Source organism: Pantoea sp. CFCC18179, assembly GCF_059412405.1.
On record NZ_JBNBPM010000004.1, the window covers coordinates 227,676 to 251,914 of the forward strand.

Below are 24,239 nucleotides of genomic sequence, written 5' to 3' on the forward strand. Positions count from 1 at the left end.
AAACATTCAGCCTGGTCTGGCTTAATCCTGACGCAACTGCAAATCCAGCGGAGTCTTGCTGGGCTCGCCGCCAATTTCACGCGCCAGTTTCGGTACCATGTAGCCCGATACCATCGCCAGCAGCTGACGCACCAGCCTGCGTGCTTCCTCATCCGAGACAAAGAAATGCGCCGCGCCTTGTACCTTGTCGAGCACGTGCAGGTAATACGGCAGAATGCCGGCATCGAACAGCGCGTTGCTGAGATTAGCCAGCGTTTGCGCATCATCATTCACACCGCGCAGCAAAACGCTTTGATTGAGCAGCGTGACGCCCGCGCGTTTCAGCATCTGCATGCCATCGCGCAACGCATCATCGATTTCCTGCGCATGGTTGATATGGCTGACCATCAACACTTGCAGGCGAGTTTCCGCCAGCATTTGGCACAGCTTTTCGGTAATACGCGCCGGAATCACCACCGGCAAGCGGCTGTGAATGCGCAGGCGTTTCAGATGCGGGATTTTTTCCAGCTCGTCAATCAGCCATGCTAACTCGTGGTCTTTCGCCATGAGCGGGTCGCCGCCGGAGAAGATAATCTCATCCAACTCGGGATGTTGCGCGATGTAATCAAGCGCCGCTTGCCAGTTACGCTTGTTTCCTTGGTTATCCTGATAAGGGAAATGGCGACGGAAGCAGTAGCGGCAATTGACCGCGCATCCGCCTTTTACCAATAACAGCGCACGGTTTCTATACTTATGCAGAAGACCGGGCACCACGCTGCTTTGTTCATCCAGCGGATCGGTGCTATAACCTGGCGCATCATTAAATTCCTGACGGCTGGTCAGTACTTGCAGCAGCAACGGGTCCGCCGCATCGCCTTTTTTCATGCGCGCGATGAAGGCGCGAGGCACACGCAGGGCGAAAAGTTTGCGTGCATCCGCGCCAGCAGCGAGATCTGCATGCTGATCCAGAGATAAAAGTTGCAGTAATTCAGCAGGTTCGGTGACAACATCAGCTAGTTGCTGCAACCAATCTTCTCTGGCGGGGGGATTTAGGGTTACAATGTGTGCCATTTTTTTGGCTATTTACCAGTTCAATATTTACAGAGGGCCTTTATGGCGACTTATCTTAGCAACGATTTCCGTCCCGGTCTTAAAATCATGTTCGAAGGCGAGCCATATGCCATCGAAGCCAGTGAGTTCGTTAAACCGGGTAAAGGCCAGGCATTTGCGCGTGTGAAAATGCGTCGTCTGCTGACGGGTTCTCGCGTTGAGAAGACTTTCAAATCCACTGACTCTGCCGAAGGCGCAGACGTTCGTGATATGACGCTGCAATATTCTTACAACGACGGCGACTTCTTCTACTTCATGCACCCAGAGTCTTTCGAGCAGTATCAGATCGAAGCGAAAGTACTGGATGACGTGACCAAATGGTTGCAGGACAACGCGGATTGTATCGTTACCTTGTGGAACGATAAAGCCATTGCTGTTCAGCCACCGAACTTCATCGAAGCTGAAGTGACTGAAACCGATCCAGGCCTGAAGGGTGATACCGCAGGTACTGGCGGCAAGCCAGCGACACTGTCTACTGGCGCGGTAATCAAAGTTCCACTGTTCGTGCAGATTGGCGAAGTGGTTAAAGTTGATACCCGTTCTGGCGAATACGTTTCACGCGTAAAATAATCGTCAAATCAGGCGCATCATCGATGCGCCTTTTTTCTCTTTATGAGTTCAGAAAAATGAAAAAGATGGCAAAGTTTGCTGTTTTTGCGTTGCTGGTCTCCTCCGCTTTGAGCGCCTGCAACACATTTCATGGTTTTGGTGAAGATGTCTCGCATTTAGGCGGCGCTATCTCACACGCAGCCGATAAATAAGCCCTTCACTTCTCTTTTTTCATCCGCTAAATCCGCAGTTTTGCAGAACAAGACTATGCTTTAAGAGCTGTACTTTTACTGCAACCAACAAGGATATGGCTATGTTAAAGAAAAGTATTGTCGCGATTCTTTCAGTGCTGGTGCTCTCCTCCGTTCTGACCGCCTGCAACACCACGCGTGGTGTTGGCGAAGATGTTCAGGCGGGCGGTAAAGCCATTCAGCGCAGCGCACAGTAGGACATTCCGGTGTGAAAGCTGCTTTCGCACCGGATCTATTTCTGCTCCACCCAAATCAATTCATTCACCGGGAACCCGGCATTTCTGGCTTGCTCAACCAACTTTTGCTTAACACTTTCGTCGAGTTGCGGCGTGCGCGACAAAATCCACAGATAGCTGCGATTGGGGCCACACACCAGCGCATAGCGATAATCTGGATCGAGCGCAATCACGTTATATCCGCCGTAAAACGGGCCAAAAAACGATACCTTAAGTGAGGCGCGTTGCTTATCGCCGGTGAAATAGGCTTTGCCTACGCTCTCTTGCCAGCGCTGCTTCTGCGCATTAAAGCCGCGATTTACCACTTTCAAGCCGCCGTCTTCGCGTGGGCTGTAATTGGCGGTGACTTGTTGCAGACCGCGTTCAAAACGGTGATCGAGGCGCGCGATTTCATACCATTGGCCGAGATAACGTTGACTGTCGAATCCTTCTACCACCGTCACGCCCTTTGGTGGCGTGGTGGTGCAGGCAACGGAAAGGAACGCGCTTAAGCTGGCTAACAAGGTTTTCCATGGAGACATTAGGGGATTCCTTTTTAATTTTAACAGGTTAAGTATAGCTGCCCGTTGTCGATCTGCTGCGCCGTTGTTTGCCATCGTCAATGCGGGTAGACTTCGTTCCCTTATCTGTATGAGGAGTCATCACCATGAGCGAAACGGCAAGCTGGCAGCCGAGCGCACCCATTGCCAATTTGTTGAAACGCGCCGCCATTATGGCGGAAATTCGTCGTTTCTTTGCCGATCGTGGCGTGCTGGAAGTCGATACTCCGGCGATGAGCCAGGCGACCATTACTGACATCCATCTGGTGCCGTTCCAGACGCGTTTTGTTGGGCCAGGCGCGGCCGAAGGGCGCGATCTGTGGCTGATGACCAGTCCGGAATATCACATGAAACGCCTGCTGGCGGCCGGTAGCGGTCCGATTTATCAAATGAATCGCAGCTTCCGTAATGAAGAAGCGGGACGTCATCACAATCCCGAGTTCACCATGCTGGAATGGTATCGTCCGCACTACGATATGTATCGCTTGATGAACGAAGTCGACGATCTGATGCAACAAGTGCTGGAGTGCGATAACGCTGAATCTTTGTCGTATCAGCAGGCGTTTATCCGCCACCTGGAGATTGACCCGCTGTCGGCTGATAAAGCACAACTGCGTGAAGCTGCTGAGAAGCTGGGCGAGGGCGAGCTCGCCAATCGCGAAGAAGATCGCGATACGCTGCTGCAATTGCTGTTTATGTTGGGCGTTGAGCCGAAGATTGGTAATGACAAGCCGTGCTTCGTCTACCATTTCCCCGCCACGCAAGCCGCGCTGGCTGAAATCAGCACTGAGGATCACCGCGTCGCCGAGCGGTTTGAGGTCTATTACAAAGGCATTGAGCTGGCGAACGGTTTCCGTGAGTTGACCGATAGCCGTGAGCAGCGTCAGCGCTTCGAGCAGGACAATCGTCGTCGTGCCGCGCGCGGATTGCCGCAACATCCGATTGATACCAATCTGTTGGATGCGTTGGCGCACGGCATGCCGGCTTGTTCAGGCGTGGCGTTGGGCGTTGATCGTCTGATTATGCTGGCGTTGAAAGCCAGCACATTGAGTGAAGTGATCGCCTTCCCGGTCGATCGCAGTTAACGATTAGGGGCGCGCCAGCGCCCTTATTTATTGCGTGGTGGTGGCGGGTGCGGTGACTTCCGGGAATTCCTGAATGGTTACCGGTAGCGTCATTTTTTTCTCATTGCGCAAGACCTGCACATCAATCACTGAACCTGGGCGGATTTCAGCCACCTGATCCATGGTTTCCTGTGCCGAGATAGCCGGTTTACCGTTCACTTCCAGCAGCACATCATTCGGTTGAATGCCCGCGCTATCCGCTGGCCCATTCGGCGTCACTTCGCTGACAATAATGCCTTGAACGCGATCGAGATTACTGCCTTGTCCATGCAACGGCGGCAGTTCACGTCCGGTGATGCCGATATAGCCACGAATCACGCGACCATCACGAATCAGCTTATCCATGATTTTGCTCGCCAGCGCAGTCGGAATGGCAAAGCCAATCCCTTCTGGTGTTTCGCCATCGCTGCTTTTATCAAACGTCAGCGTGTTAATGCCCATCAATTCACCCAGCGAATTAATCAGCGCACCGCCGGAGTTGCCCTGATTGATCGAGGCATCGGTTTGCAGGAAATTTTGGCGTCCGGATGAACTCAATCCCACGCGTCCGGTGGCGCTGATAATGCCTTGCGTCACGGTTTGGCCAAGATTGTAGGGATTGCCGATTGCCATCACGATATCGCCGATGTGAGCGATGCGTTTGGCGTTGATTGGGATCACGGGCAGGTTCGATGCGCTGATTTTCAGCACCGCCAAATCGGTCATGGCATCTGAACCAACCAAAGTGGCTTCGAAGAAACGGCCATCCTGCAACGCGACGATGATTTGGTCAGCGTTATTAATCACATGTTTGTTCGTGAGGATGTAGCCTTTGACGTTCATGATCACGCCGGAACCCAGCGTGGTGATGCCGCGATTATTATTACCGTGCGCGCTGCGATTGTAGACGTTGACCACCGCAGGCACAGCGCGGCGCACACCCTGATTAAAACTCACGGGCGCTTCGTCATCGCTGTTGTCATGTTCAAAGGTGATATTGCTGCCCATACGCAGCGCAGGGATCGCGACAAGCAGTAAACCCGCCACGATCAGGCCCATCACCACTGCACGCAAAAGTTTAAGAAACATGGTGTTATTTCAAGCCGGAAATGATCGCAGGGCAGAATAGCATGAGAAAGGCGGACAAACACCTGCTTGTCCGCCTGATGCGAGGATTATCGCAGAAGCAGGTAAATACTCTCGTCGCCGCGTACCACGTTGAGTGCTAACACCGGCGGCTTGCCTTCCAGCACTTTGCGCATTTCGGCCAGCGATGCCACGCGATTACGGTTTACACCAACAATCACATCGTCTTTCTGCAAACCGACTTGCTCGGCTGGTGTGCCTTTTTCAATCGCATCGACCTTCACGCCTTTATCACCGGCTTTGGTATTGCCGTCGCTCAGCGTTGCGCCTTGCAGCGCCGGAGACATCAGTTGCGCGCTGGCGGTGGTTTGCGCGCTCTGTTCCAGCGTAACGGTAACGGTGAGCGGTTTGCCTTCACGCAGCAGGCCGATTTTCACATCCTGGCCTGGCGGGGTGGTACCCACTTTCACGCGTAATTCGGCAAAGCTGGTGATCGGTTTGTCATTGATTGCGGTGATAATATCGCCCGCTTTGATGCCCGCTTTCTCGGCCGCCGATTTTGGCAATACTTCGGAAACAAAAGCACCGCGCTGCGCATCAACGTTAAACGCCTTGGCGATATCAGGCGTCATTTCGGTGCCTTTAATGCCTAATTGGCCGCGTTTCACTTCACCGAACTGGATCAGCTGCTGCGCGAGATTCATCGCCATGTTGGCTGGGATCGCGAAACCAATGCCGATGTTGCCGCCACTGGAAGCCAGAATCGCGGTGTTAATACCAATCAACTCGCCATTGAGATTGACTAGCGCGCCGCCGGAGTTGCCGCGGTTAATTGCCGCGTCAGTCTGGATAAAGTTTTCCAGCCCTTCCAGATTCAAACCGCTACGACCCAGCGCAGAGATGATGCCCGATGTCGCGGTTTGACCCAGACCAAACGGGTTGCCGATCGCCACCGCAAAATCACCGACTTTCAACGAATCAGAATCGGCGATTTTTATCTGCGTCAGATTTTTCGCGCCTTCAACCTGAATCAACGCGATGTCAGTTTGCTCATCGTGACCAATCAACTTGGCGTCATATTCATTGCCATCGCCCAGTTGAACGCTGATTTTATCCGCGTTGCTGACCACATGGTTGTTGGTGAGGATGTAGCCTTTGGCGGCATCAATGATTACGCCGGAGCCCAAGCCTTCAAAGGGCTGCGGCTGCGCTTGGCCTGGCGCCTGGCCGAAAAAGCGCTTCAGCGGTTCAGGAATATCCTGCGCTTGCTGGCCACTATCGGTGCCTTCAACACGCACGCTGACTACCGCGGGCAGAACTTTTTCCAGCATCGGCGCCAGGCTTGGCAATGCTTGTCCCTGAATCTGTGCGGGCAGAGTCGCTAGCGCGCTTGGTGCCGCAGCCAAACTCATCCCAATACTCAAGGCTAATGCGCTCAACAGTCGTGCTTGTTTTTTCATTGCTTTAACGCTCTCGCTGCGAAAAGGGATATACCCGTCATACTTCAAACTGCAGGCGCGTTGACTGCTCTCGCTCACCCGAATCGCTTACGAAAGTAAGCTCAGCGGGATTCTCTCGTTTGCCGCCTTCCTGCAATTAGAATTATTTAGGGTATAAAAATTGTGACAGTAGTTTGGGGCAACGGTTCGGAAAACAAAAAGGGCACAGCTAAGCTGTGCCCCAAAAGGATTAGTTACGCGGAGTGCGATCGCTGCCGCGCAGCAGACCGGATGCGCCATCAGAGTAATCGCGCGGCATTTGTACCGGCGCCTGATCGTTGTCTGCTTCGGCTTCCGTTAACTGGTAAGCAAACGGATTTTTCTCGCCAGGCAGATTTGGCAGCAGATCGTTAGATCCCTTCGCCATGTGCTGGTACAGCTGGCGATAATCATGCGCCATGTTGTCCAGCAGCTCGGCGCTGCGTGCAAAGTGGTTAGTGAGCTCCTCGCGGTAATCCGCCAGCTCAGCTTTGGTTTTTTCCAACTCATACTGCATGCTGCGCTGTTCGCGCAATTTCTTGTTGCCAAAACGCATCACTACCGCGCCGACAATAATGCCAATCACTAAACCAATCAGCCCGTATTCCCAGGTCATAATGACTCCCGTGTAATTTCCGTTGTTTCGTAGGGCATTGCTTTTGCTGCAACATCAACTTCAATAGCAGTCACTATACCCAATAATCTCATGGAAGTGGAACTATCGGGCTGCATCGCTTAGTGTAGAGCGGCCTAATTTTCGTCAACCGACCCGTGAATCGGACTTTTTCAGGGATTCTGAGAGAACCATGCAAACCTCATCTCCGCTTGCCCGTTATGAGCAGGCGCTGTCGCAGGGCGAGTTCCGCCCAGATGACGTACAACGAGACGCCATTACCCGCTTAGATGCCATCCAGCAAGGATTGATTGCCCGCCAGCAACACGTTGAGCCGGCAAGCAAAGGCCTGTTTGGGCGTTTGTCTAAGATGATGAATAAAGAAAAAAGTGTGAATGAAACGCCGGTGCGCGGCCTATATATGTGGGGCGGCGTCGGGCGCGGTAAAACCTGGGTGATGGACTTATTTTTTCAGTCAATTCCTGGCGACCGCAAAATGCGCCTGCATTTTCACCGCTTTATGCTGCGTGTTCACCAAGAACTGACGCAGTTGCAAGGCCACAGCGATCCGCTGCTGATTGTCGCCGATCGCTTTAAAGCTGAAACCGATATCCTCTGTTTCGATGAGTTTTTTGTCTCCGACATTACGGATGCGATGTTACTTGGCACCTTGATGGAAGCACTGTTCGCGCGCGGCATTTCATTGGTTGCGACCTCGAATATTCCGCCAGACGATCTGTATCGCAATGGTTTGCAGCGTCCGCGTTTCCTGCCAGCGATTGAACAGATTAAGCGTCACTGCGACGTGATGAACGTTGATGCTGGCATCGACTATCGTCTGCGCACGCTGACGTCGGCGCATCTGTGGAACTTCCCGCTCAACGATGCCACACATGCGGAGATGGAGCGTATGTTCCGCGCGCTGTCAGGTAAGCCGCGTGAAAACGCGCCAGTGCTGGAAATCAACCATCGCCAAATGCCCACGCTGGGTGTGGAAGAGGGCGTGCTGGCGATCAATTTCCTCGCGCTGTGCGGTGAAGGGCGCAGCCAGCATGACTATATTGAGCTTTCACGCCGCTTCCACAGTGTGTTGTTGTATGATGTGCCGGTGATGATTTACAAGACGGAAGATCAGGCGCGGCGCTTCCTGGCGCTGGTCGATGAGTTCTATGAACGCCACGTGAAACTGGTGGTGGCAGCGGAAACGTCACTGTTTGAAATTTATCAGGGCACGCGCTTGAAGTTTGAGTATCAACGCTGCTTGTCGCGTTTGCAGGAGATGCAAAGCGAAGAGTATTTGCGTCTGCCGCATCTGCCCTGATGGCGTGGCAGAAATCGCAGGATTTAGATGCAAAAAGGTTCGATCTTTGAGTTCGACTTCTCTATAATCTTGCGACCCCACGTTACAGCATCGGTTTTCTTTCCCAAGAACTCGATGTGATCCGGTAACTCACTTGAAGGGGTGGCTTGCTGGGCAAAATGGTCGTGTGAGCCTCAATCGTTTACTTAGCGTTTGGGATTTCACCAACGTGTAACTTTTTATTTGGGTAAGCTTTTCAATGAAAACTTTTACAGCTAAACCAGAAACCGTACAGCGTGACTGGTATGTTGTTGACGCAACTGGCAAAACCTTGGGTCGCCTGGCGACTGAACTGGCACGCCGTCTGCGTGGTAAGCACAAAGCGGAATACACTCCGCACGTTGATACCGGTGATTACATCATCGTTCTGAACGCAGAAAAAGTTGCTGTAACCGGCAACAAGCGTACTGACAAGATTTACTATCACCACACTGGCCACATCGGTGGTATCAAGCAAGCGACCTTTGCAGAGATGATCGAGCGCCGTCCTGAGCGTGTGATTGAAATCGCGGTTAAAGGCATGCTGCCGAAAGGCCCACTGGGTCGTGCTATGTACCGTAAACTGAAAGTTTACGCAGGCAACGAGCACAACCACGCGGCGCAGCAACCGCAAGTTCTTGACATTTAATCGGGATTATAGGCAATGGCTGAAACTCAAAACTACGGCACTGGTCGCCGCAAAAGCTCTGCCGCTCGCGTCTTCATCAAGCCGGGCAGCGGTAACATCGTAATTAACCAGCGCTCTTTGGAGCAGTATTTCGGTCGCGAGACTGCACGCATGGTCGTGCGTCAGCCGCTGGAACTGGTTGATATGGTTGGTAAATTTGACCTGTACATCACCGTTAAAGGTGGTGGTATTTCTGGTCAGGCTGGTGCGATCCGTCACGGTATCACACGCGCTCTGATGGAGTACGACGAGTCTCTGCGTTCTGAACTGCGTAAAGCGGGCTTCGTTACCCGTGATGCGCGTGAAGTTGAACGTAAGAAAGTCGGCCTGCGTAAAGCACGTCGTCGTCCGCAGTTCTCCAAGCGTTAATTTGTTGCTGCTTCGGCAGTTACAGTTCGCTCAAAAAACCCGCTTCGGCGGGTTTTTTATTGCCTGATTTCTACGGTTTCGCGTGAAAAACGCGAGCTTTGCCCGCAATTTGCCTGCAAATCATCATGCCCGCCCCACAAGCTGTTCAAAATCTGGTAAACTCACTGTCACTTTGCGCCTGCGAGACGCAGTGTTGTGCTTATCGTTCCTGTCGGGAAGACCGGACGAGGCCACTAACGCTGACGGTAGGCGAATCTGATGAGCCGGTGAGTCGCCGCGTGGTTGGCTATTCGCAGTATCTTTTTGTGAACAAACTTGGAGGTTTTCATGGCTGTCGCTGCCAACAAACGTTCGGTAATGACGCTGTTTTCTGGTCCGACTGACATTTTCAGCCATCAAGTACGCATCGTACTGGCTGAGAAGGGCGTCAGCGTGGAGATCGAGCAGGTTGAAATGGATAACCTGCCGCAGGATCTGATTGACCTCAACCCGTACCGCACCGTTCCTACGCTGGTCGACCGTGAACTGACGCTGTATGAATCACGCATCATCATGGAATACCTGGATGAGCGTTTCCCGCATCCACCGCTGATGCCGGTGTATCCGGTGGCGCGCGGTGAAAGCCGTCTGATGATGCATCGTATCGAGCAGGATTGGTACAGCCTGATGCGCACCATCGAAACAACCAACGGTGCGGAAGCGGATGCAGCGCGCAAGCAATTGCGTGAAGAGCTGCTGGCGATTGCGCCACTGTTCGCGCGCACGCCATTCTTTATGAGCGAAGAGTTCAGCCTGGTTGACTGCTATCTAGCACCGCTGCTGTGGCGTCTGCCGCAGATGGGTGTTGACCTCTCTGGCGCAGGTTCTAAAGAGCTGAAAGGCTATATGACGCGTGTGTTTGAGCGTGACTCATTCCTGGCGTCACTGACCGAAGCAGAACGTGAAATGCGCCTGCAAGCCCGGGGCTAATGTATGGAAATGTCGCAACTAACGGCGCGTCGTCCATATTTGCTGCGTGCGTTTTATGACTGGTTGCTAGACAACCAGCTGACGCCGCATCTGGTGGTCGACATCAATCTGCCTGGTGTGCAGGTGCCGCTGGAATATGCGCGTGATGGGCAGATCGTTCTGAACATCGCGCCACGTGCGGTTGGCAATCTTGACCTCGCCAATGATGAAGTGCGTTTTAATGCGCGCTTCGGTGGCGTACCGCGTCAGGTTTCTGTGCCGATGGCTGCGGTTCTGGCGATTTATGCGCGTGAAAATGGCGCAGGCACCATGTTCGAACCGGAACCGGCTTACGAGTTGGCTACCGACGAACAGGAAGGCGGTCAGGAAGAGACGATGATGTCTGTGATTGATGGCGATCGCCCGGATGATGCGACTGATAATGATGATCACTCGCCAGATGATGAACCGCCGCCGCGTGGCGGACGTCCTTCACTGCGTGTTGTGAAGTAAACCATCAGAAATAAAAAACGGGCCATTTGGCCCGTTTTTTTATACCTGCACGCTTAGTAGACGTCGCGCAGATAACGTTTATCTTTCTTCAACTGATCAACGTAAGCAGCGGCACGTTCGCTGGACAAGCCACCAAACTGACGAACCACTTCATACAGCGCCGCATCAACATCTTTCGCCATACGCGATGCATCGCCACACACGTAGAAGTAAGCGCCATCTTGCAGCCAGGCGTAAAGTTCAGCGCCTTTCTCCAGCATGCGGTTCTGCACGTAAATCTTCTCTTCCTGATCGCGTGAGAATGCCAGGTCGAGGTTGGTCAGCAAACCTTTCTCCTGCCATGCGCTCAGCTCTTCTTCGTAGATGTAATCGTGTGCCTGATGTTGGTCACCGAAGAACAACCAGTTTTTACCTTCTGCGCCAGTCGCCTGACGTTCCTGCAGGAATGCGCGGAACGGTGCGATACCGGTGCCAGGTCCAACCATGATCAGCGGTGCATTGCCGTTAGCTGGCACGCGGAACGCTTTGTTTGGCGAGATGAAGATCGCCGGCTTCTCGCCGCGACGCACGCGTTCTGCCAGATAGGTTGAGCACACGCCTTTACGCTCGCGGCCGCCGCTGTGATAGCGCACGGAAGCGATAGTCAGGTGAACCTGGTTTGGATGCGCTTTGGAGCTTGAAGAGATCGAGTACGCACGATGCTGTAATGGACGCAACATGGCAACGAATTCTGGCACCGACAAGCTGCGTGTCAGCTCAAGCTGCAACAGGTCCAGCGTGTCTTTGCCCCACAGCCAAACGGCCAGCGTGTCTTTATCGTCATGCTGCAATACGTGACGCAGTTCCTGGTTGGTGGTGTGTTGTCCAACCCACTCAATCAACTTGCGTGACGGCTCAGAGATTTCAAACTGATAAGTCAGTAAATCGCCAAGGTTACGATCAAAGCTCGGCACTGGCGTTTCGTAGTCCGCTTTCAGTTCGGTCAGCAGCAGCGATACCAATGCCGCGTCGTTCACAGGGATAACACCCAGCGCATCACCGGCTTCATACTTCAGACCGCTGTCGGTGAGGTCGAACTCAAAGTGACGAATATCTTTGGCAGATTCTTCAGCAGAAAGGCGCTTGTTAGTCGCCAGCGCGGCGGCATACGGGTTCTGCTTGTTGCTGCCTGGAATCACTGGCGCTTCTGGCGCGCTTTCTAATGCCGTACCGCTGCTGCCGGCACTGGCAGCAAACTGTGGCATTGCAGTACCAATCCATTCGCTGGATGGCTCTTCGTAGTCGATATCGCAGTCGATACGATCCGCAACGCGTTTGGCGCCCAACTGCTCCAGACGCATATCGATGAATTTACCGGCCTGGCAGAAACCGTCATAGCCGGTATCGCCAATCGCCAATACCGCAAAGTGCATTTGCTCCAGACGCGGCGCGGTGCTGGCTGAAATCGCATTCCAGAACAGCTGGGCGTTGTCCGGCATTTCGCCTTCGCCGTAAGTCGACGTCACGATCAACACGTGGCGCATGGTAGCGAACACATCCAGATCCACTTCGCCCAGCGCTTGCACCACCGGCACCAAACCTTTGGCGCGTGCGGCTTTAGCGGCAGTTTGCGACAGCGCTTCGGCATTGCCGGTCTGCGAACCGAACAGAATATGCAGCTGCGTATTGGTGCTGGCACCCGCAGCCGGTGCGCTCTGCTTGTCTTCTAATACCAGCAGACGCGAATGGAGACCGGCGAGGAAACCCGCCAGCCAGTATTTCTGTTCACCGTTAAACGGCGCATCTTCAGGAATGTAAGGAATTTTCATCGGTACGGCACTCAATCCTGTTCTAAATTTTCAGTCTAAATTACACACATTCATTAGTGCTGTAATCAGGAAAGTTTCCCGACAGCAGCGGCGATTTCAGGCAGTGCGGCACGCGCAAACAGCTCTTCGAAATCAGGCAGATGGCCAAGAACCTCACGGTTACAGGCATCCTGGTAAATGATCCAGCCGTAAGTGGCGAGGCTGTCCATTGAGCGAATATTGCGTTGTTTCAGCGCTGCTTTGTAATCCGCCATACGTTTCGCGGCAATCAGGCTTGCCAGTTCGTCATCGCTGTAGCTTTCAATTGCAGAGCGCGCGTGACGTTGCAGCTTACTGATCAGCGAGAAATCTTCGGTCATCAGCAGGTTACGCACTGCTTTTTCCACCGCCGGATCTTCCACCGCGGTGCCTTTCGGCAGTTTGCCGAGCGCCAATTGCTGGGCAAGGCTCAACACGGTGTAGTTGTTCAGCAGGACAAACATCTCCAGCGTATCGGTCGCGCCATAAGCCGGTACTGCGCCATTGGCGATGGTTTTACCGTCGCGCCAGGCAGATTTAAATTTCGCCACCTGATGCGCCGCCAGTGAAGTTGACAGCTCTTCCAGCAAATCTTTACGCGATTTGGCTTTCAGGATTTCGCTGCTGTCTTGGTACAGCAACAGCGAACGCGGCATCACATAGACAAAGTGGTGGCACTCGGTTTCCCAGTTATCCAGCAGCCATTTGGCGCGCGGTGATTGGGTCGCTTCCAGATGCCAGTTCAGCATGGTCAGCACCGCTTGTTTGTGGACCTGCGCCATTTCGTCTTCATCAGCGATGGAGCCAAACAGCACGGAATCACCTGCGGCGTGAGCTGCCAGCGATCCATACGGATCGTACTGGTAAGCGAAACCGCCGCTCATGCCGTTGCCGAAGCCTTTACCAAAGGTGCCGAGGTTAAGGATGGCGCCGTTGGTCATGTATTCGCAGCAGAAATCGCCAACGCCTTCAACCACCGCGGTTGCACCAGAGTTACGTACCGCGAAACGGTCACCTGCCTGGCCTTGTACGAACAGACGTCCGCCGGTCGCGCCGAACAGTGCGAAGTTACCGATCAGCACGTTGCCGTCGCTATCCTGCGCGCCGCCGCCTGGAGACATCACCACCAGTTCACCGCCGCATTGGCCTTTACCGACGCCATCGTTGCAGGTGCCGTAATGCTTCATTTGCATGCCATCGTTGCAGAATGCGCCGAATGATTGGCCCGCAGAGCCGCTGGTGTGAATCAGCACGCTGCGTGGTGCCAGATAATGGCGTCCACGATCGTCTTTCATTACCGCTGGCAGCGCAGCCAATTGATCCTTCGGCAATTCGTGGTTCAGCATACGTTCGATATCGATCGCTAACTGACCGCCAACGCTCTTGTTGCGGTTGTTCAGGGTGATGCCCGCGCCCAGCGCGATTTCACGGTTTGATTGGCTAACCAGCGTGGTTTTCAGCTCCTCAACCCAGCCATCATCCAGCTCAAAATCTTTTTCCAGATATACTGGCTTAGCAATTTTCTGCTCTGGTACCACGGTCAACATGGCGCGCAGATCCAGCTTGCCAACTTCCAGCGGGTGATCCATCAGGTGCAGCAGATCCGAACGCCCACGCGCTTCGCGCAGTGAACGCAGACCAAGGCGTGCCAGGAATTCACGCACTTCTTGCGCCACGTTGATGAAGTACTGCGCCAGCTGACGTGGATCGCCATCAAAGGCTTCGGCATTAGTGGTTAAACCGGCCGGGCATTTGACGTTACAGTTTTTCGCCATCACGCATTTCAGCATCATCAGCGCGGTGGTACCGAACTCGAAGCTATCGCCGCCGAGCAGGGCCGATTTGATCACATCGCTGCCGGTTTGCTGCGCGCCGGAGCAACGCAGTTGGACTTTGTCGCGCAGACCATTGGCACAAAGCGCCTGATGCACTTCAGCGATACCGATTTCCGCCACACGGCCGGTATATTTCAAGCTGGTTACCGACGCTGCGCCGGTGCCGCCGGTGTTACCTGCGACGTTGATTACGTCTGCGCCAGCTTTCGCCACGCCGACCGCGATGGTGCCGATGCCTTCGGATGAAACCAGCTTAACGATGACGCGCACGCGCGCGGCTTTACAGTCGTGAATCAGCTGCGCCAAGTCTTCGATTGAATAGGTATCGTGATGCGGCGGCGGTGAAACCAGCTCCACACCCGGCGTACCGCCACGTGCTGCGGCGATCTCCACCGTGACTTTCGGCGCTGGCAACTGTCCGCCTTCACCTGGCTTCGCGCCTTGACCGATTTTGATTTCCAGCTCTTCCAGCATTGGGTCGGCCAGATACGCCGCCCACACACCAAAACGACCGGACGCCAGCTGTTTGATGCGCGATGCACGGATGGTGCCGTGACGCGAATAGTGCTCGCCACCTTCACCACAGTTACTCATGCCGCCCACCATGTTGGTGCCGTGCGCCACTGCTTCGTGGGCAGGCGCAACCAGCGCACCGTGGCTCATCGCACCAGAGGCGAAGGTGCGGGTGATTTCGTGTGCCGGTTGAACCTCTTCCAACGGCAGCGAAGGCAGCGCGGTGAAGATCAGCGACAGATAATCAGCCGCTTTGCCGTAAGCGGTGATGTGCAGCACGCCATCCGCCACGTTGGTGCTTTCGATATTGTCGATGAAACGGGTTTTCAGTGCGCGCGCCAACGCTTCCAGACGCTCGTTTTCTGGTTTCAGGCCGGCAATCGCATCGATCAAACGCAGTTCGAATTGATTCAAGCTGCCATTCACCGCTTCGCACTTCAGGCCGCGTGTCGCAAAGCCGTTGTTTACCAATGAGTAACGACCGAGTTTGCGGCCAAATTCGGCTTCGCTATCAACATGCGTCAGGTCGCACGGCAGCGCCAGGATGTCACGCAGCGCGGCTGGACGGCGTTTACGCTCGACGTACATCAGGCTGGAGAACTGGCGATAATCCGGCGTGATCGCAAAGGTATCAATCACCTCATTCGGGATACGCTCGAAGCTGCTGTCTTTAAAGGCATCGGCTTTGATGTTGAATGCGTTATCCAGTTTGGCCAGCGTCATCAGACGAATGAAGTTGTCCTCTTCGCGCTCTTTATTGGCGAAGCGAATCGGTTGTTCCGTCATATCAATAAAGGTACGAACCGCGATGGTGCCGTAAGAGTGGCCCGCACCTTCCGCACGCTCTTTAAACAGACCCAGCAACGGTACTTCGGCTTCGCCCTGAATTTTCAGTGCACTTTGATGCCAATCCACCGCCATCTGTGCGATAGCCGGGAAGCCCGCGCCGCCAACTGGGGTTTTGATATTCGGGAAGTATTTCTTCAGCACCGGATCTTCGGTATCGAGGAAGTTTGGCTCGAAGAATTCACCACAGCTGTAGCTCTCAACGGTACACAGGCCGACTTTGCCCATGGTTTTCATCAAGGCTTTTTCTGCCGCTTTGGCATAGCGTTTAAAGGCTTTGTTGCCCTCGACGCCTTCACCAAATTTCTCTTCGGCACGCATCTGTACGCCCAGCGGATAAACCGCTGATGCCCCAAAGCCCAGCGTTGCAGCAATGTGGTGTGAAGAGATGCTTTGTCCGCTTTCTACCACCAGCGAGACATCCAGGCGCAGACCTTCCTGCACCAGACGTTGGTTGATGGCGGAAACCATCAGCAGCATTGGGATTGCCGCGTGCGTCGATGAAATGTGGCGATCGGTGATCACCGCGATGCCGCCTTGCTGGCGCGCAAAATCCACCACTTGCTGGGCTAAATCATCAATGGCTTTTTCCAGCGCATTGGCGTTGGCTGCACGACTGACGATATCTTTGCCAACCACCGGCTCATACAGCATCTCGAAGCGTTTGTATGGGGCAACGGTTTGCTCGCGCAGACGCAGCATGTCGAGGTGCGTCAGAATCGGCGTTGGCACAATGATTTGCTGGCCTTTGCTGCGGCCCAGATGCGGCTTGGCACCCAAGGCTACGCGCAGCGTCATGCCGTCCGCTTCACGAATGGAGTCCAGCGGCGGGTTAGTGACCTGCGCAAAACGTTGCGAGAAGTAGTGCGCCATGCCGCCTTCGTGGTCGGACAGGCCGTTGATGGCGTTGCCGTAACCCATCGCGGAGATCTTCTCAGCGCCGGTTTGCAGCATCGGGTCCATCATGAATTTGAAGCTTTCCTGGTTGTAGTAGTAAGCAACAAAACGCTGATAGGTTTTGAGGTCACCACGATAACGCAGCGGCGAGCCAAGCTGCTCCGCCTGAATCTCTGGCAGATCGCCAAGATCCACGCGCGCTTTGCTCAGCAGCGAGAGGTAATCCTTCTCGGCAGCCAGTTTTTCCAGCGCTTCCACCGTAGTGTAAGAGCGTTTTTCTTTGTGATCGTAATAGAGCATGCCGCCCGCTTCGATACGACCGCGACGCAACACGCTTTCTGGTGGGAAAGCAATCTGGCCTGCTTCTGACATCGCACCGATGTATTCAGCCGTTTCCACTGAACGCAGCGGGCGCAAGCCGAGGCGGTCAAGACGCGCACCAATCACTTCGCCGTTACCGAAGATCAGCGCAGCGGGGCCATCATTCTTCTCTTCATATAAAGAGAAGTATTCGAGCATGGCGCGCACTTCATTCGACAGCGACGTGTCGTTTTCCCACGCTGGCGGCATCATCGAAACCACCGCGTTAATCAGGTCGAGGTTATCTTCCATCAAACGGCTATGAATGCTCTGGTCGAGACGCGAGCTGTCTGACTGGCCTTTTGGACGCACGATTTTCTTACCGCGCGCCAGCATCAATGCTGCTTCCGCGATGCGGTTTTTACGATCGGTGTTCAACTCGCCGTTGTGCGCCATCAGGCGGAACGGCTGCGCCATGGTGGTGTGCGGATCGGTGTTGGTGGAGAAGCGGGTATGGAAGAACAGCCCGCGCACCTGGTGATCGGCATCGGTCAAATCTTTGAAGTAAGGAATCACTTCGTTGGAGTTCAGGCGTGCTTTGAACACCTGCGTGCGCGAGGAGAGCGACAGCGGATACAGTCCGCCAAACTCGCTTTCCGTAAAGGCGCGTGCTTCGATATCCAATAATGCGCGATAAATTTGGCGCTCGAATTCGAGTTGCTCGGTAATCTCCTGCGGTGCAGCAAACACCCACTGCACAATCGGCAGCTGGAATTGCAGGGCAGCAGGGCGCGTTACGCTGCCATCGAGTGGCATGTCGCGCTTGATCAGAATAGGGAAGTTATGTGCTGCCAGCGTCTCTTCTACTAAACGCTCAGCGTTAGCGCGCAGTTCCGCGTCTTTTGGCACAAAGAAGTTACCGACGCCAAAGCGGCCGGCTTCCAGCGCCAGTCCAGTGACTTTGCGGAAGAAGTTCAGAGAGAGATCGACGTTGACGCCAGCACCATCGCCCACGCCTTCGGCAGACATGCCGCCACGGTGCGGCACCGTGCACAACGCGCTGTGGGCCATCTGCAGGATCTCATGGGTCTGCTCGCCGTCCTTACGGGTAATGAAACCTACACCACAGCTATCACTACCAGCTGATGGGTCATACAAACCATAGGGATTCGGTTTTTGCGTGGACATTGAGAGTCTCCTTAACTTCTTTGACATTACCTGCATTATTCGCGTACCGGCACGTTGCTGAATGGCTAACGCAGCGGTATCAATTCTTGTGCCGCACTATAAAGAGCGGGCGTCGCAACACCGAGCAAGGGCTCTCAAGACACTGTTGTCACGTCCTTAATGAGCTGCTCTGTTAATCCGGTCTCTTACGGGAGATAGCTTGCATCTAGAGGGAGTCTTCTTGCTGCATAGATATGCCGAGACACAGGCCCGCCAGGCTAGCGCCCAGTGGAATTCCAACTTATCGGGAAAGCGAACTCAGGTCAAATAGCCCGCTTTGTTGAGGGGAAATAGCACTTTCGCGCGTTAACATCATGAATGTGAAGGTTTTATTGCGTAAATATATGTCAATTAACCGCTGCGCATTCCCCCAGGAAGTGTGAGCCGTCTCACTGTGAGCTAGCCCTCTAATATCTAAACAATGCTGGCAGGTAGGCTTATAACAGCATTAAATTCTGTTGGGGGCAGATCATACACAGCATGTATCTGTTTTTCTTATGGCGTCATATTTGAATCAAAATGGTGCTGCTATTAGTAAAATTAATCACGCCACGATCGCGTAAAAAATCGTTTAAGTTGAATGGATATGCAATAAAGAAGTGCAACCAATAGGCGTATTGGCTGCCAGAGTGCTGATTCGCACAGGATGTTGAGATAAGGCCCGCAAAAGCGCGGCCCTCCAGATTATTCAGTTGGCAGAATTAGTCAAGCGCTTTAGGCATATGGCCGGGAACGTCGGCGAAATCACGTTGTGATGCACCATTACAGGGCGCAACCGGCGCGATACCCCACGGTGAAGCGGCGCAGTGCGGCGATAATTACGCTATCATGAGCCAGATTTCGTTCAGGGAGCTCGTAATGAAACAGATTCGTCTTTTAGCGCAGTATTACGTTGATTTGATGGTCAAACTTGGCCTGGTGCGTTTTTCACTGCTGCTCGCCTCGGCGCTGGTGGTGCTGGCGATGGTGGTGCAGATGGCCGTCACCATGGTATTGCGCGGCCATGTAGAGAGCATCGACGTCGTGCGCTCCATCTTCTTCGGTCTGTTAATTACGCCCTGGGCGGTCTATTTCCTCTCGGTAGTGGTCGATCAACTGGAAGAGTCGCGCCAGCGCTTGTCGAAGCTGGTGGATAAGCTGGAAGAGATGCGCACGCGCGATCTTGAATTGAATCAGCAGATGAAAGAGACCATTACGCAGCTCAACCAGGAAATTAACGATCGTATTAAAGCTGAGCAGGCGCGCGAGCAGGTAATGGATAAGCTGCGTGAAGAGATGGCGCGGCGTGAGCAGGCGCAAATCGAGCTCGAACAGCAATCTTCATTCTTGCGCTCCTTCCTTGATGCTTCGCCGGATTTAGTGTTCTACCGCAATATTGATAAGCAATTCTCTGGCTGTAACCGCGCAATGGAGTTGCTCACCGGTATGAGCGAAAAGCAGTTGATTGGCCTGACGCCGCGCGATATCTACGACGATGAAGCAGCAACCAAAGTGCTGGAAACCGATGAGAAGGTATTCCGCCATAATGTGTCGCTGACTTACGAGCAGTGGCTGCAATACCCAGACGGGCGCAAAGCCTGCTTCGAAATCCGAAAAGTGCCGTATTACGACCGCGTAGGTAAACGCAGCGGCCTGATGGGCTTTGGTCGTGATATTACTGAGCGTAAGCGCTATCAGGACGCGCTGGAGAACGCCAGCCGCGAGAAGACCACCTTCATTTCTACGATTAGCCACGAGCTGCGTACGCCGCTCAATGGCATTGTTGGGCTGAGTCGCATCCTGCTGGATACCGATCTCAATCAGGAACAGTTGAAATACCTCAAAACCATCCACGTTTCGGCCATCACGCTGGGCAATATCTTCAATGATGTTATTGAGGTGGACAAAATCGAGCGACGCAAAGTGCAGTTGGATAATCAACCGCTGGACTTCACCGGTTTCCTCGCTGATTTGGAAAATCTTTCCGGTCTGTTGGCGCAGCCAAAAGGGCTGAAGTTTGTCATGGCGCCAGAATTGCCGCTGCCCCATAAAATCTCGGCGGATGGGACGCGCCTGCGCCAGATTCTGTGGAACCTGATTGGTAATGCAGTGAAATTCACCCAGCAGGGCGAAATCGTGGTACGTGTGGCTTATCGTCAGGATGAAACGCTGCACTTCGAGGTGCAGGACTCCGGCATGGGAATTCCGCAAGAGGAGCAAGATAAGATCTTCGCCATGTATTACCAGGTGAAAGATCAACACGGCGGCAAACCAGCAACCGGCACCGGCATTGGTTTGGCGGTTTCACGTCGCCTGGCACAAGCGATGGGCGGCGATATCAGCGTCAGCAGCGTTGCCGGGCAAGGTTCATGCTTCACCGTTGAGATCAACGCGCCACGCGTTGCTGAGGAAGTCGAAGACGACAATCTGGACGACAGCATGCCGCTGCCGGCGCTGCATGTGCTGCTGGTGGAGGATATCGAGCTCAACGTCATTGTGGCGCGTTCGGTGTTAGAAAAATTGGGTTGCAGCGTTGAAGTGGCGATGACTGGGACCGACGCGTTGGCGATGTTTGATCCGCAAGAGTTCGATTTAGTCCTGCTCGACATTCAATTGCCTGACATGACTGGCCTGGATGTCTCACGCGCGATTCATCAGCGTCATGGCGGTAAATCACTGCCGCCGCTGGTGGCGTTGACGGCCAACGTGTTGAAGGACAAAAAAGAGTATCTCGATGCCGGTATGGACGATGTGCTGAGCAAGCCGCTAGCTGTGCCAGCGTTGACCGCGATGATCAAAAAGTTCTGGGATTATCAGCCGGAGCAAGAAGAGCTCGCCAGCAGTTCTGCAACCGAGCAATCTCGCACGCTGTTGGATGTGGCAATGCTGGAGCAATACATCGAGTTGGTCGGCCCGGGTCTGATTACCCAAAGTCTTACTATGTTTGAACAGATGATGCCGGGCTATCTGGATGTGTTGGATTCCAACATGATGGCGCGCGATCAAAAAGGCATTGCCGAGGAAGGTCACAAGATTAAAGGTGCAGCCGGTTCAGTGGGTTTGCTGCATTTACAGCAATTGGCCAAACAAATTCAGTCGCCGGAATTGCCAGCATGGTGGGACAACGTACAAGAGTGGATCGACGAACTTAAACAAGAGTGGCGGAAGGACGTGGAAGTGTTACGTGATTGGGTCGCTGAGCGTGAAAAATCATAGGACGCTAGAAAAAAATGACCCCAGTCGAAACTGGGGTGCGCGAATACTGCGCCAACACCAGGGAAATGGGTACTGCTGCTATTATTGGAAATCGAATCAAAAAGCAACAGTTTGGTATTGGTTAACGCTTCCAAATCACCTTAACAAATTCGCCAACGCTTGCGACAAGATTCATTAAATTGTGTGATGTTGAGCAGCGATTAAATACAGAAAACATTAATTTGCTGACACAGTCAAGCAAGGAATTAATTTCTTTGCCATATTGTACTCTTTTTGACCAAATGTTCTACTTTTTGCCTGGTTTTGCTTCACTCATCAGCAGGAAAAGCCTGCAAGCAGCAGCGAAAATCCAAATCCGACAAAAAATTGGTGCTAAGTTAGATTAACATGCTGATATATATTGATAATGTTGGGATTTATGCACGGTTATCCAAAACGTTTTGGAAACCCTCAGCAGAAAGTTCCAGTTTACACTGTACCGAATAATGTAAACCTAAAGCGTGGTAAAACGCTTTACCAATATTGACAGTAAATGTGGCTGAGATGCAGGCGAATTAGTCGCGTTTTTCAGAATGGTCTCGCTTATCAATGAACATCCTCGAAGACTACTAAATATTATAGTTAAGCGATGTGAAAGATTTTACGTGAGCAATATCACATTCAGTTAAGTATCTTCAGCGCGTTATTGTGGTGGTTATAATGCAATGGAACCGATTCCTTTTTATCGGAAGTGCTTGATGTAAATGGCTCTAATAGAGGAACGTTGATTGCTTTGGCAACAATTTACCCTGAAAGAGTTAGATGAATGAGGATAAATTTTAGCGGTCAATTACGGGTGTTTGATATTGTGACTCGAGTGATTGATTAATGCAGGGAACAGGTAAGAGATAATTGCATGAGTAAGAGTAAAGGGAAGCTGGGAAAACGCATTAAAGTGCTGATTGCAAAAGTTCTGTTGGCTTGGCTGGGCATCTGGTTAGCGGGCATTCTGCTGTTTGCATTTATTCCAGTGCCGTTCTCCGCCGTCATGGTCGAGCGGCAAATCGGTGCCTGGTTTACCGGCCAGTTTGATTATGTTGCACACTCAGATTGGGTTGGCATGGATGAAATCTCGCCGTGGATGGCGCTGGCGGTAATCGCATCTGAGGATCAAAAATTTCCCGAGCATTGGGGTTTTGATGTTGATGCCATTCAATCGGTGCTGGATAACGATGGCAATGAACGCATGCGCGGCGCATCGACCTTGTCACAGCAAACAGCAAAGAATCTCTTTTTGTGGGATGGACGGAGTTGGCTGCGCAAAGGGTTGGAGGCGGGCTTAACGGTTGGGATTGAAACGGTGTGGACCAAACGCCGAATTCTGACGGTTTATCTCAATATTGCAGAATTTGGTAACGGCGTATTCGGCGTGGAAGAGGCGTCGCAGCGTTATTTCAAGAAACCCGCCAGCCAGCTGACTATGTCTGAAGCCGCGCTGTTGGCTGCGGTACTACCCAACCCCATTCGCTTCCGCGCAGATGCACCTTCTGGCTATATTCGTCAGCGGCAGCAGTGGATTATGCGCCAGATGCGGCAGTTGGGCGGGGAAGGTTTCTTGAATCGCTACAAGCTGCACTAAAACGTTTAGTCTTCGTCGAAACCCGCTTCAAACAGTTCGATGACCGCCGCCAGTGCCTGCTCTTCTTGTGGGCCGCTGGCTTCAATTTCGATATGGCCGCCTTTGGCTGAATCAAGCATTAGCAGCGCAATTACGCTGCTGGCTTCTGCTTCGGTGCCCGATTCGTTGCGCAGCAGCACTTCCGCATCAAAACTCTGCACCAGCTCAAACAGCTTCATTGCTGGGCGTGCATGCATGCCCAGTTTGTTACGAATTTCAACGGTTTGCTTCACGGTCATGATTTGCGCTTTTCCAAAGTACGATGACGAGATTGCACGTTTTTACCGCGTGAACGGAAATAATCTGCCAGTTGCTCGGCGATATACACTGAACGATGTTTGCCGCCGGTACAACCAATGGCAACCGTCAGGTAGCTGCGGTTGTTGGTTTCCAGCATCGGCAGCCACAATTCCAGATAGCTGCGCGTTTGATAGATGAAGTTATGCACTTCAGTATGGCGATCAAGGAAGGCCGCGACAGGGCGATCCAAGCCGGTCATTGGGCGCAGTTTCGGATCCCAGTGCGGATTCGGCAGGAAACGCACATCGAACACATAATCTGCATCGATCGGAATGCCGTGCTTGAAGCCAAAGGACTCAAATACCATGGTCAACTCACGCTCACGTTTGCCGAGCAAGCGTGTACGCAGCATTTCCGCCAATTCATGCACTGACATTTCAGAGGTATCGATGATCAGATCGGCGCGTGAACGCAGCGGCTCCAGCAGATCACTCTCTTCGTCGATGGCGCTTTCCAATGACAAGTTTTTGCTGGAAAGCGGATGCAGGCGGCGCGTGTCGCTGTAGCGGCGGATCAAAGTATTGCGATCGGCATCCAGGAACAGCAACTGGGGTGAAAAAGAATCCGGCAGATTATTCAGAGCGGTTTCAAAAATCTCCGGTGATTCCGGCATGTTGCGCACGTCAATGCTAACTGCCGCAGAGATATTGCGTTCGGTTAAGGTATTCGCCAGCTCCGGCAATAACACCACCGGTAAGTTATCGACACAGTAAAAGCCCATATCTTCAAGGGCACGCAGCGCGACTGATTTTCCCGAGCCTGACCGACCGCTAACGATCATCAGCACCATCACATTTCTCCCGTTTTAAACCGGCGAAAACGCCGGTAAAAGTGTTTGTCGC

The 24,239-nt window shown here is 53.2% G+C and carries 20 protein-coding genes; 11 read left to right on the plus strand and 9 right to left on the minus strand.

Going from position 1 to position 24,239, the window contains the following annotated elements:
* Window positions 1-21 precede the first annotated feature (21 nt).
* The gene (gene epmB / locus ACPUC7_RS10565) at window positions 22-1,050 is read right to left on the minus strand and encodes an EF-P beta-lysylation protein EpmB (RefSeq protein WP_494922903.1); all 1,029 of its coding nucleotides are present in this window, start codon (window positions 1,048-1,050) and stop codon (window positions 22-24) included.
* Between the two features lie 42 nt (window positions 1,051-1,092).
* Here epmB and efp point away from each other — a divergent pair, with 42 nt between their 5' ends.
* The 3 genes from efp to ACPUC7_RS10580 all read left to right on the plus strand — a co-directional run bounded on the left by efp (window position 1,093) and on the right by ACPUC7_RS10580 (window position 2,086).
* Window positions 1,093-1,659, plus strand: a complete 567-nt coding sequence (gene efp / locus ACPUC7_RS10570; RefSeq protein ID WP_343554793.1) for an elongation factor P — start codon at window positions 1,093-1,095, stop codon at window positions 1,657-1,659.
* A 56-nt stretch (window positions 1,660-1,715) separates the two neighbouring features.
* Window positions 1,716-1,850, plus strand: a complete 135-nt coding sequence (locus tag ACPUC7_RS10575; RefSeq protein ID WP_343554795.1) for an entericidin A/B family lipoprotein — start codon at window positions 1,716-1,718, stop codon at window positions 1,848-1,850.
* 101 nt (window positions 1,851-1,951) lie between these two features.
* Window positions 1,952-2,086 carry an entericidin A/B family lipoprotein gene (locus ACPUC7_RS10580; protein ID WP_038649531.1) on the plus strand — a complete coding sequence of 45 codons (135 nt, stop codon included), beginning with the start codon at window positions 1,952-1,954 and terminating at the stop codon, window positions 2,084-2,086.
* A 35-nt stretch (window positions 2,087-2,121) separates the two neighbouring features.
* On the opposite strand, the gene ACPUC7_RS10585 is transcribed toward ACPUC7_RS10580, so the two are convergent.
* Complete coding sequence (locus tag ACPUC7_RS10585; protein ID WP_494922904.1) at window positions 2,122-2,646, minus strand: lipocalin family protein; 525 nt, start codon at window positions 2,644-2,646, stop codon at window positions 2,122-2,124.
* 125 nt (window positions 2,647-2,771) lie between these two features.
* Between ACPUC7_RS10585 and epmA the strand changes: the two genes are divergently transcribed.
* Window positions 2,772-3,749: an elongation factor P--(R)-beta-lysine ligase gene (gene epmA, locus ACPUC7_RS10590; protein ID WP_494922905.1), complete on the plus strand. Its 978-nt coding sequence runs from the start codon at window positions 2,772-2,774 to the stop codon at window positions 3,747-3,749.
* A gap of 27 nt (window positions 3,750-3,776) precedes the next feature.
* On the opposite strand, the gene degS is transcribed toward epmA, so the two are convergent.
* The 3 genes from degS to zapG all read right to left on the minus strand — a co-directional run bounded on the left by degS (window position 3,777) and on the right by zapG (window position 6,947).
* Window positions 3,777-4,856 (minus strand): outer membrane-stress sensor serine endopeptidase DegS, encoded by a 1,080-nt coding sequence (degS, locus tag ACPUC7_RS10595; RefSeq protein ID WP_343554790.1) that lies wholly within the window; start codon window positions 4,854-4,856, stop codon window positions 3,777-3,779.
* 86 nt (window positions 4,857-4,942) lie between these two features.
* Window positions 4,943-6,313 (minus strand): serine endoprotease DegQ, encoded by a 1,371-nt coding sequence (degQ, locus tag ACPUC7_RS10600; RefSeq protein WP_343554789.1) that lies wholly within the window; start codon window positions 6,311-6,313, stop codon window positions 4,943-4,945.
* Between the two features lie 229 nt (window positions 6,314-6,542).
* Window positions 6,543-6,947, minus strand: coding sequence for a Z-ring associated protein ZapG (gene zapG / locus ACPUC7_RS10605; RefSeq protein ID WP_343554788.1), 405 nt, complete (start codon window positions 6,945-6,947; stop codon window positions 6,543-6,545).
* Between the two features lie 190 nt (window positions 6,948-7,137).
* Here zapG and zapE point away from each other — a divergent pair, with 190 nt between their 5' ends.
* The 5 genes from zapE (at window position 7,138) to sspB (ending at window position 10,801) form a co-directional block, all read left to right on the plus strand.
* Complete coding sequence (gene zapE, locus ACPUC7_RS10610) at window positions 7,138-8,265, plus strand: cell division protein ZapE (protein ID WP_494922906.1); 1,128 nt, start codon at window positions 7,138-7,140, stop codon at window positions 8,263-8,265.
* Between the two features lie 238 nt (window positions 8,266-8,503).
* Complete coding sequence (gene rplM / locus ACPUC7_RS10615) at window positions 8,504-8,932, plus strand: 50S ribosomal protein L13 (protein WP_007886599.1); 429 nt, start codon at window positions 8,504-8,506, stop codon at window positions 8,930-8,932.
* A gap of 15 nt (window positions 8,933-8,947) precedes the next feature.
* On the plus strand, window positions 8,948-9,340 hold the full coding sequence (rpsI, locus tag ACPUC7_RS10620) for a 30S ribosomal protein S9 (protein ID WP_007886600.1): 393 nt from the start codon (window positions 8,948-8,950) through the stop codon (window positions 9,338-9,340).
* A 327-nt stretch (window positions 9,341-9,667) separates the two neighbouring features.
* Entirely contained in the window at window positions 9,668-10,309 is a 642-nt protein-coding gene (gene sspA / locus ACPUC7_RS10625; protein ID WP_494922907.1) for a stringent starvation protein SspA, read from the plus strand.
* Window positions 10,310-10,312: 3 nt separating this feature from the next.
* The gene (sspB, locus tag ACPUC7_RS10630) at window positions 10,313-10,801 is read left to right on the plus strand and encodes a ClpXP protease specificity-enhancing factor (protein ID WP_343554227.1); all 489 of its coding nucleotides are present in this window, start codon (window positions 10,313-10,315) and stop codon (window positions 10,799-10,801) included.
* A 53-nt stretch (window positions 10,802-10,854) separates the two neighbouring features.
* Here the strand turns inward: sspB and ACPUC7_RS10635 are convergent, their stop codons facing one another.
* On the minus strand, window positions 10,855-12,609 hold the full coding sequence (locus tag ACPUC7_RS10635; RefSeq protein WP_343554228.1) for a sulfite reductase subunit alpha: 1,755 nt from the start codon (window positions 12,607-12,609) through the stop codon (window positions 10,855-10,857).
* A 65-nt stretch (window positions 12,610-12,674) separates the two neighbouring features.
* Window positions 12,675-18,206, minus strand: a complete 5,532-nt coding sequence (locus ACPUC7_RS10640) for a glutamate synthase-related protein (protein WP_494922908.1) — start codon at window positions 18,204-18,206, stop codon at window positions 12,675-12,677.
* A gap of 897 nt (window positions 18,207-19,103) precedes the next feature.
* On the opposite strand from ACPUC7_RS10640, the gene arcB reads away from it, so the two are divergent.
* On the plus strand, window positions 19,104-21,440 hold the full coding sequence (gene arcB / locus ACPUC7_RS10645) for an aerobic respiration two-component sensor histidine kinase ArcB (protein WP_494922909.1): 2,337 nt from the start codon (window positions 19,104-19,106) through the stop codon (window positions 21,438-21,440).
* A gap of 895 nt (window positions 21,441-22,335) precedes the next feature.
* Window positions 22,336-23,058, plus strand: coding sequence for a monofunctional biosynthetic peptidoglycan transglycosylase (gene mtgA / locus ACPUC7_RS10650; RefSeq protein WP_494922910.1), 723 nt, complete (start codon window positions 22,336-22,338; stop codon window positions 23,056-23,058).
* A gap of 5 nt (window positions 23,059-23,063) precedes the next feature.
* On the opposite strand, the gene npr is transcribed toward mtgA, so the two are convergent.
* Together npr and rapZ are read right to left on the minus strand one after the other, a co-directional pair.
* A complete protein-coding gene (gene npr, locus ACPUC7_RS10655; protein WP_008104379.1) occupies window positions 23,064-23,336 on the minus strand; it encodes a PTS phosphocarrier protein NPr in 273 nt (90 codons plus the stop codon).
* Window positions 23,333-24,187: an RNase adapter RapZ gene (gene rapZ, locus ACPUC7_RS10660; protein ID WP_343554232.1), complete on the minus strand. Its 855-nt coding sequence runs from the start codon at window positions 24,185-24,187 to the stop codon at window positions 23,333-23,335. The genes npr and rapZ overlap by 4 nt, the downstream gene beginning before the upstream one ends.
* Between the last annotated feature and the right edge of the window lie 52 nt (window positions 24,188-24,239).

What these genes read in the sequence shown, in the direction of transcription:
- epmB (WP_494922903.1), bottom strand. Translation starts at nt 1,050, where the DNA reads ATGGCACACATTGTAACCCTAAATCCCCCCGCCAGAGAAGATTGGTTG.
- efp (WP_343554793.1), top strand. Translation starts at nt 1,093, where the DNA reads ATGGCGACTTATCTTAGCAACGATTTCCGTCCCGGTCTTAAAATCATG.
- ACPUC7_RS10575 (WP_343554795.1), top strand. Translation starts at nt 1,716, where the DNA reads ATGAAAAAGATGGCAAAGTTTGCTGTTTTTGCGTTGCTGGTCTCCTCC.
- ACPUC7_RS10580 (WP_038649531.1), top strand. Translation starts at nt 1,952, where the DNA reads ATGTTAAAGAAAAGTATTGTCGCGATTCTTTCAGTGCTGGTGCTCTCC.
- ACPUC7_RS10585 (WP_494922904.1), bottom strand. Translation starts at nt 2,646, where the DNA reads ATGTCTCCATGGAAAACCTTGTTAGCCAGCTTAAGCGCGTTCCTTTCC.
- epmA (WP_494922905.1), top strand. Translation starts at nt 2,772, where the DNA reads ATGAGCGAAACGGCAAGCTGGCAGCCGAGCGCACCCATTGCCAATTTG.
- degS (WP_343554790.1), bottom strand. Translation starts at nt 4,856, where the DNA reads ATGTTTCTTAAACTTTTGCGTGCAGTGGTGATGGGCCTGATCGTGGCG.
- degQ (WP_343554789.1), bottom strand. Translation starts at nt 6,313, where the DNA reads ATGAAAAAACAAGCACGACTGTTGAGCGCATTAGCCTTGAGTATTGGG.
- zapG (WP_343554788.1), bottom strand. Translation starts at nt 6,947, where the DNA reads ATGACCTGGGAATACGGGCTGATTGGTTTAGTGATTGGCATTATTGTC.
- zapE (WP_494922906.1), top strand. Translation starts at nt 7,138, where the DNA reads ATGCAAACCTCATCTCCGCTTGCCCGTTATGAGCAGGCGCTGTCGCAG.
- rplM (WP_007886599.1), top strand. Translation starts at nt 8,504, where the DNA reads ATGAAAACTTTTACAGCTAAACCAGAAACCGTACAGCGTGACTGGTAT.
- rpsI (WP_007886600.1), top strand. Translation starts at nt 8,948, where the DNA reads ATGGCTGAAACTCAAAACTACGGCACTGGTCGCCGCAAAAGCTCTGCC.
- sspA (WP_494922907.1), top strand. Translation starts at nt 9,668, where the DNA reads ATGGCTGTCGCTGCCAACAAACGTTCGGTAATGACGCTGTTTTCTGGT.
- sspB (WP_343554227.1), top strand. Translation starts at nt 10,313, where the DNA reads ATGGAAATGTCGCAACTAACGGCGCGTCGTCCATATTTGCTGCGTGCG.
- ACPUC7_RS10635 (WP_343554228.1), bottom strand. Translation starts at nt 12,609, where the DNA reads ATGAAAATTCCTTACATTCCTGAAGATGCGCCGTTTAACGGTGAACAG.
- ACPUC7_RS10640 (WP_494922908.1), bottom strand. Translation starts at nt 18,206, where the DNA reads ATGTCCACGCAAAAACCGAATCCCTATGGTTTGTATGACCCATCAGCT.
- arcB (WP_494922909.1), top strand. Translation starts at nt 19,104, where the DNA reads ATGAAACAGATTCGTCTTTTAGCGCAGTATTACGTTGATTTGATGGTC.
- mtgA (WP_494922910.1), top strand. Translation starts at nt 22,336, where the DNA reads ATGAGTAAGAGTAAAGGGAAGCTGGGAAAACGCATTAAAGTGCTGATT.
- npr (WP_008104379.1), bottom strand. Translation starts at nt 23,336, where the DNA reads ATGACCGTGAAGCAAACCGTTGAAATTCGTAACAAACTGGGCATGCAT.
- rapZ (WP_343554232.1), bottom strand. Translation starts at nt 24,187, where the DNA reads ATGGTGCTGATGATCGTTAGCGGTCGGTCAGGCTCGGGAAAATCAGTC.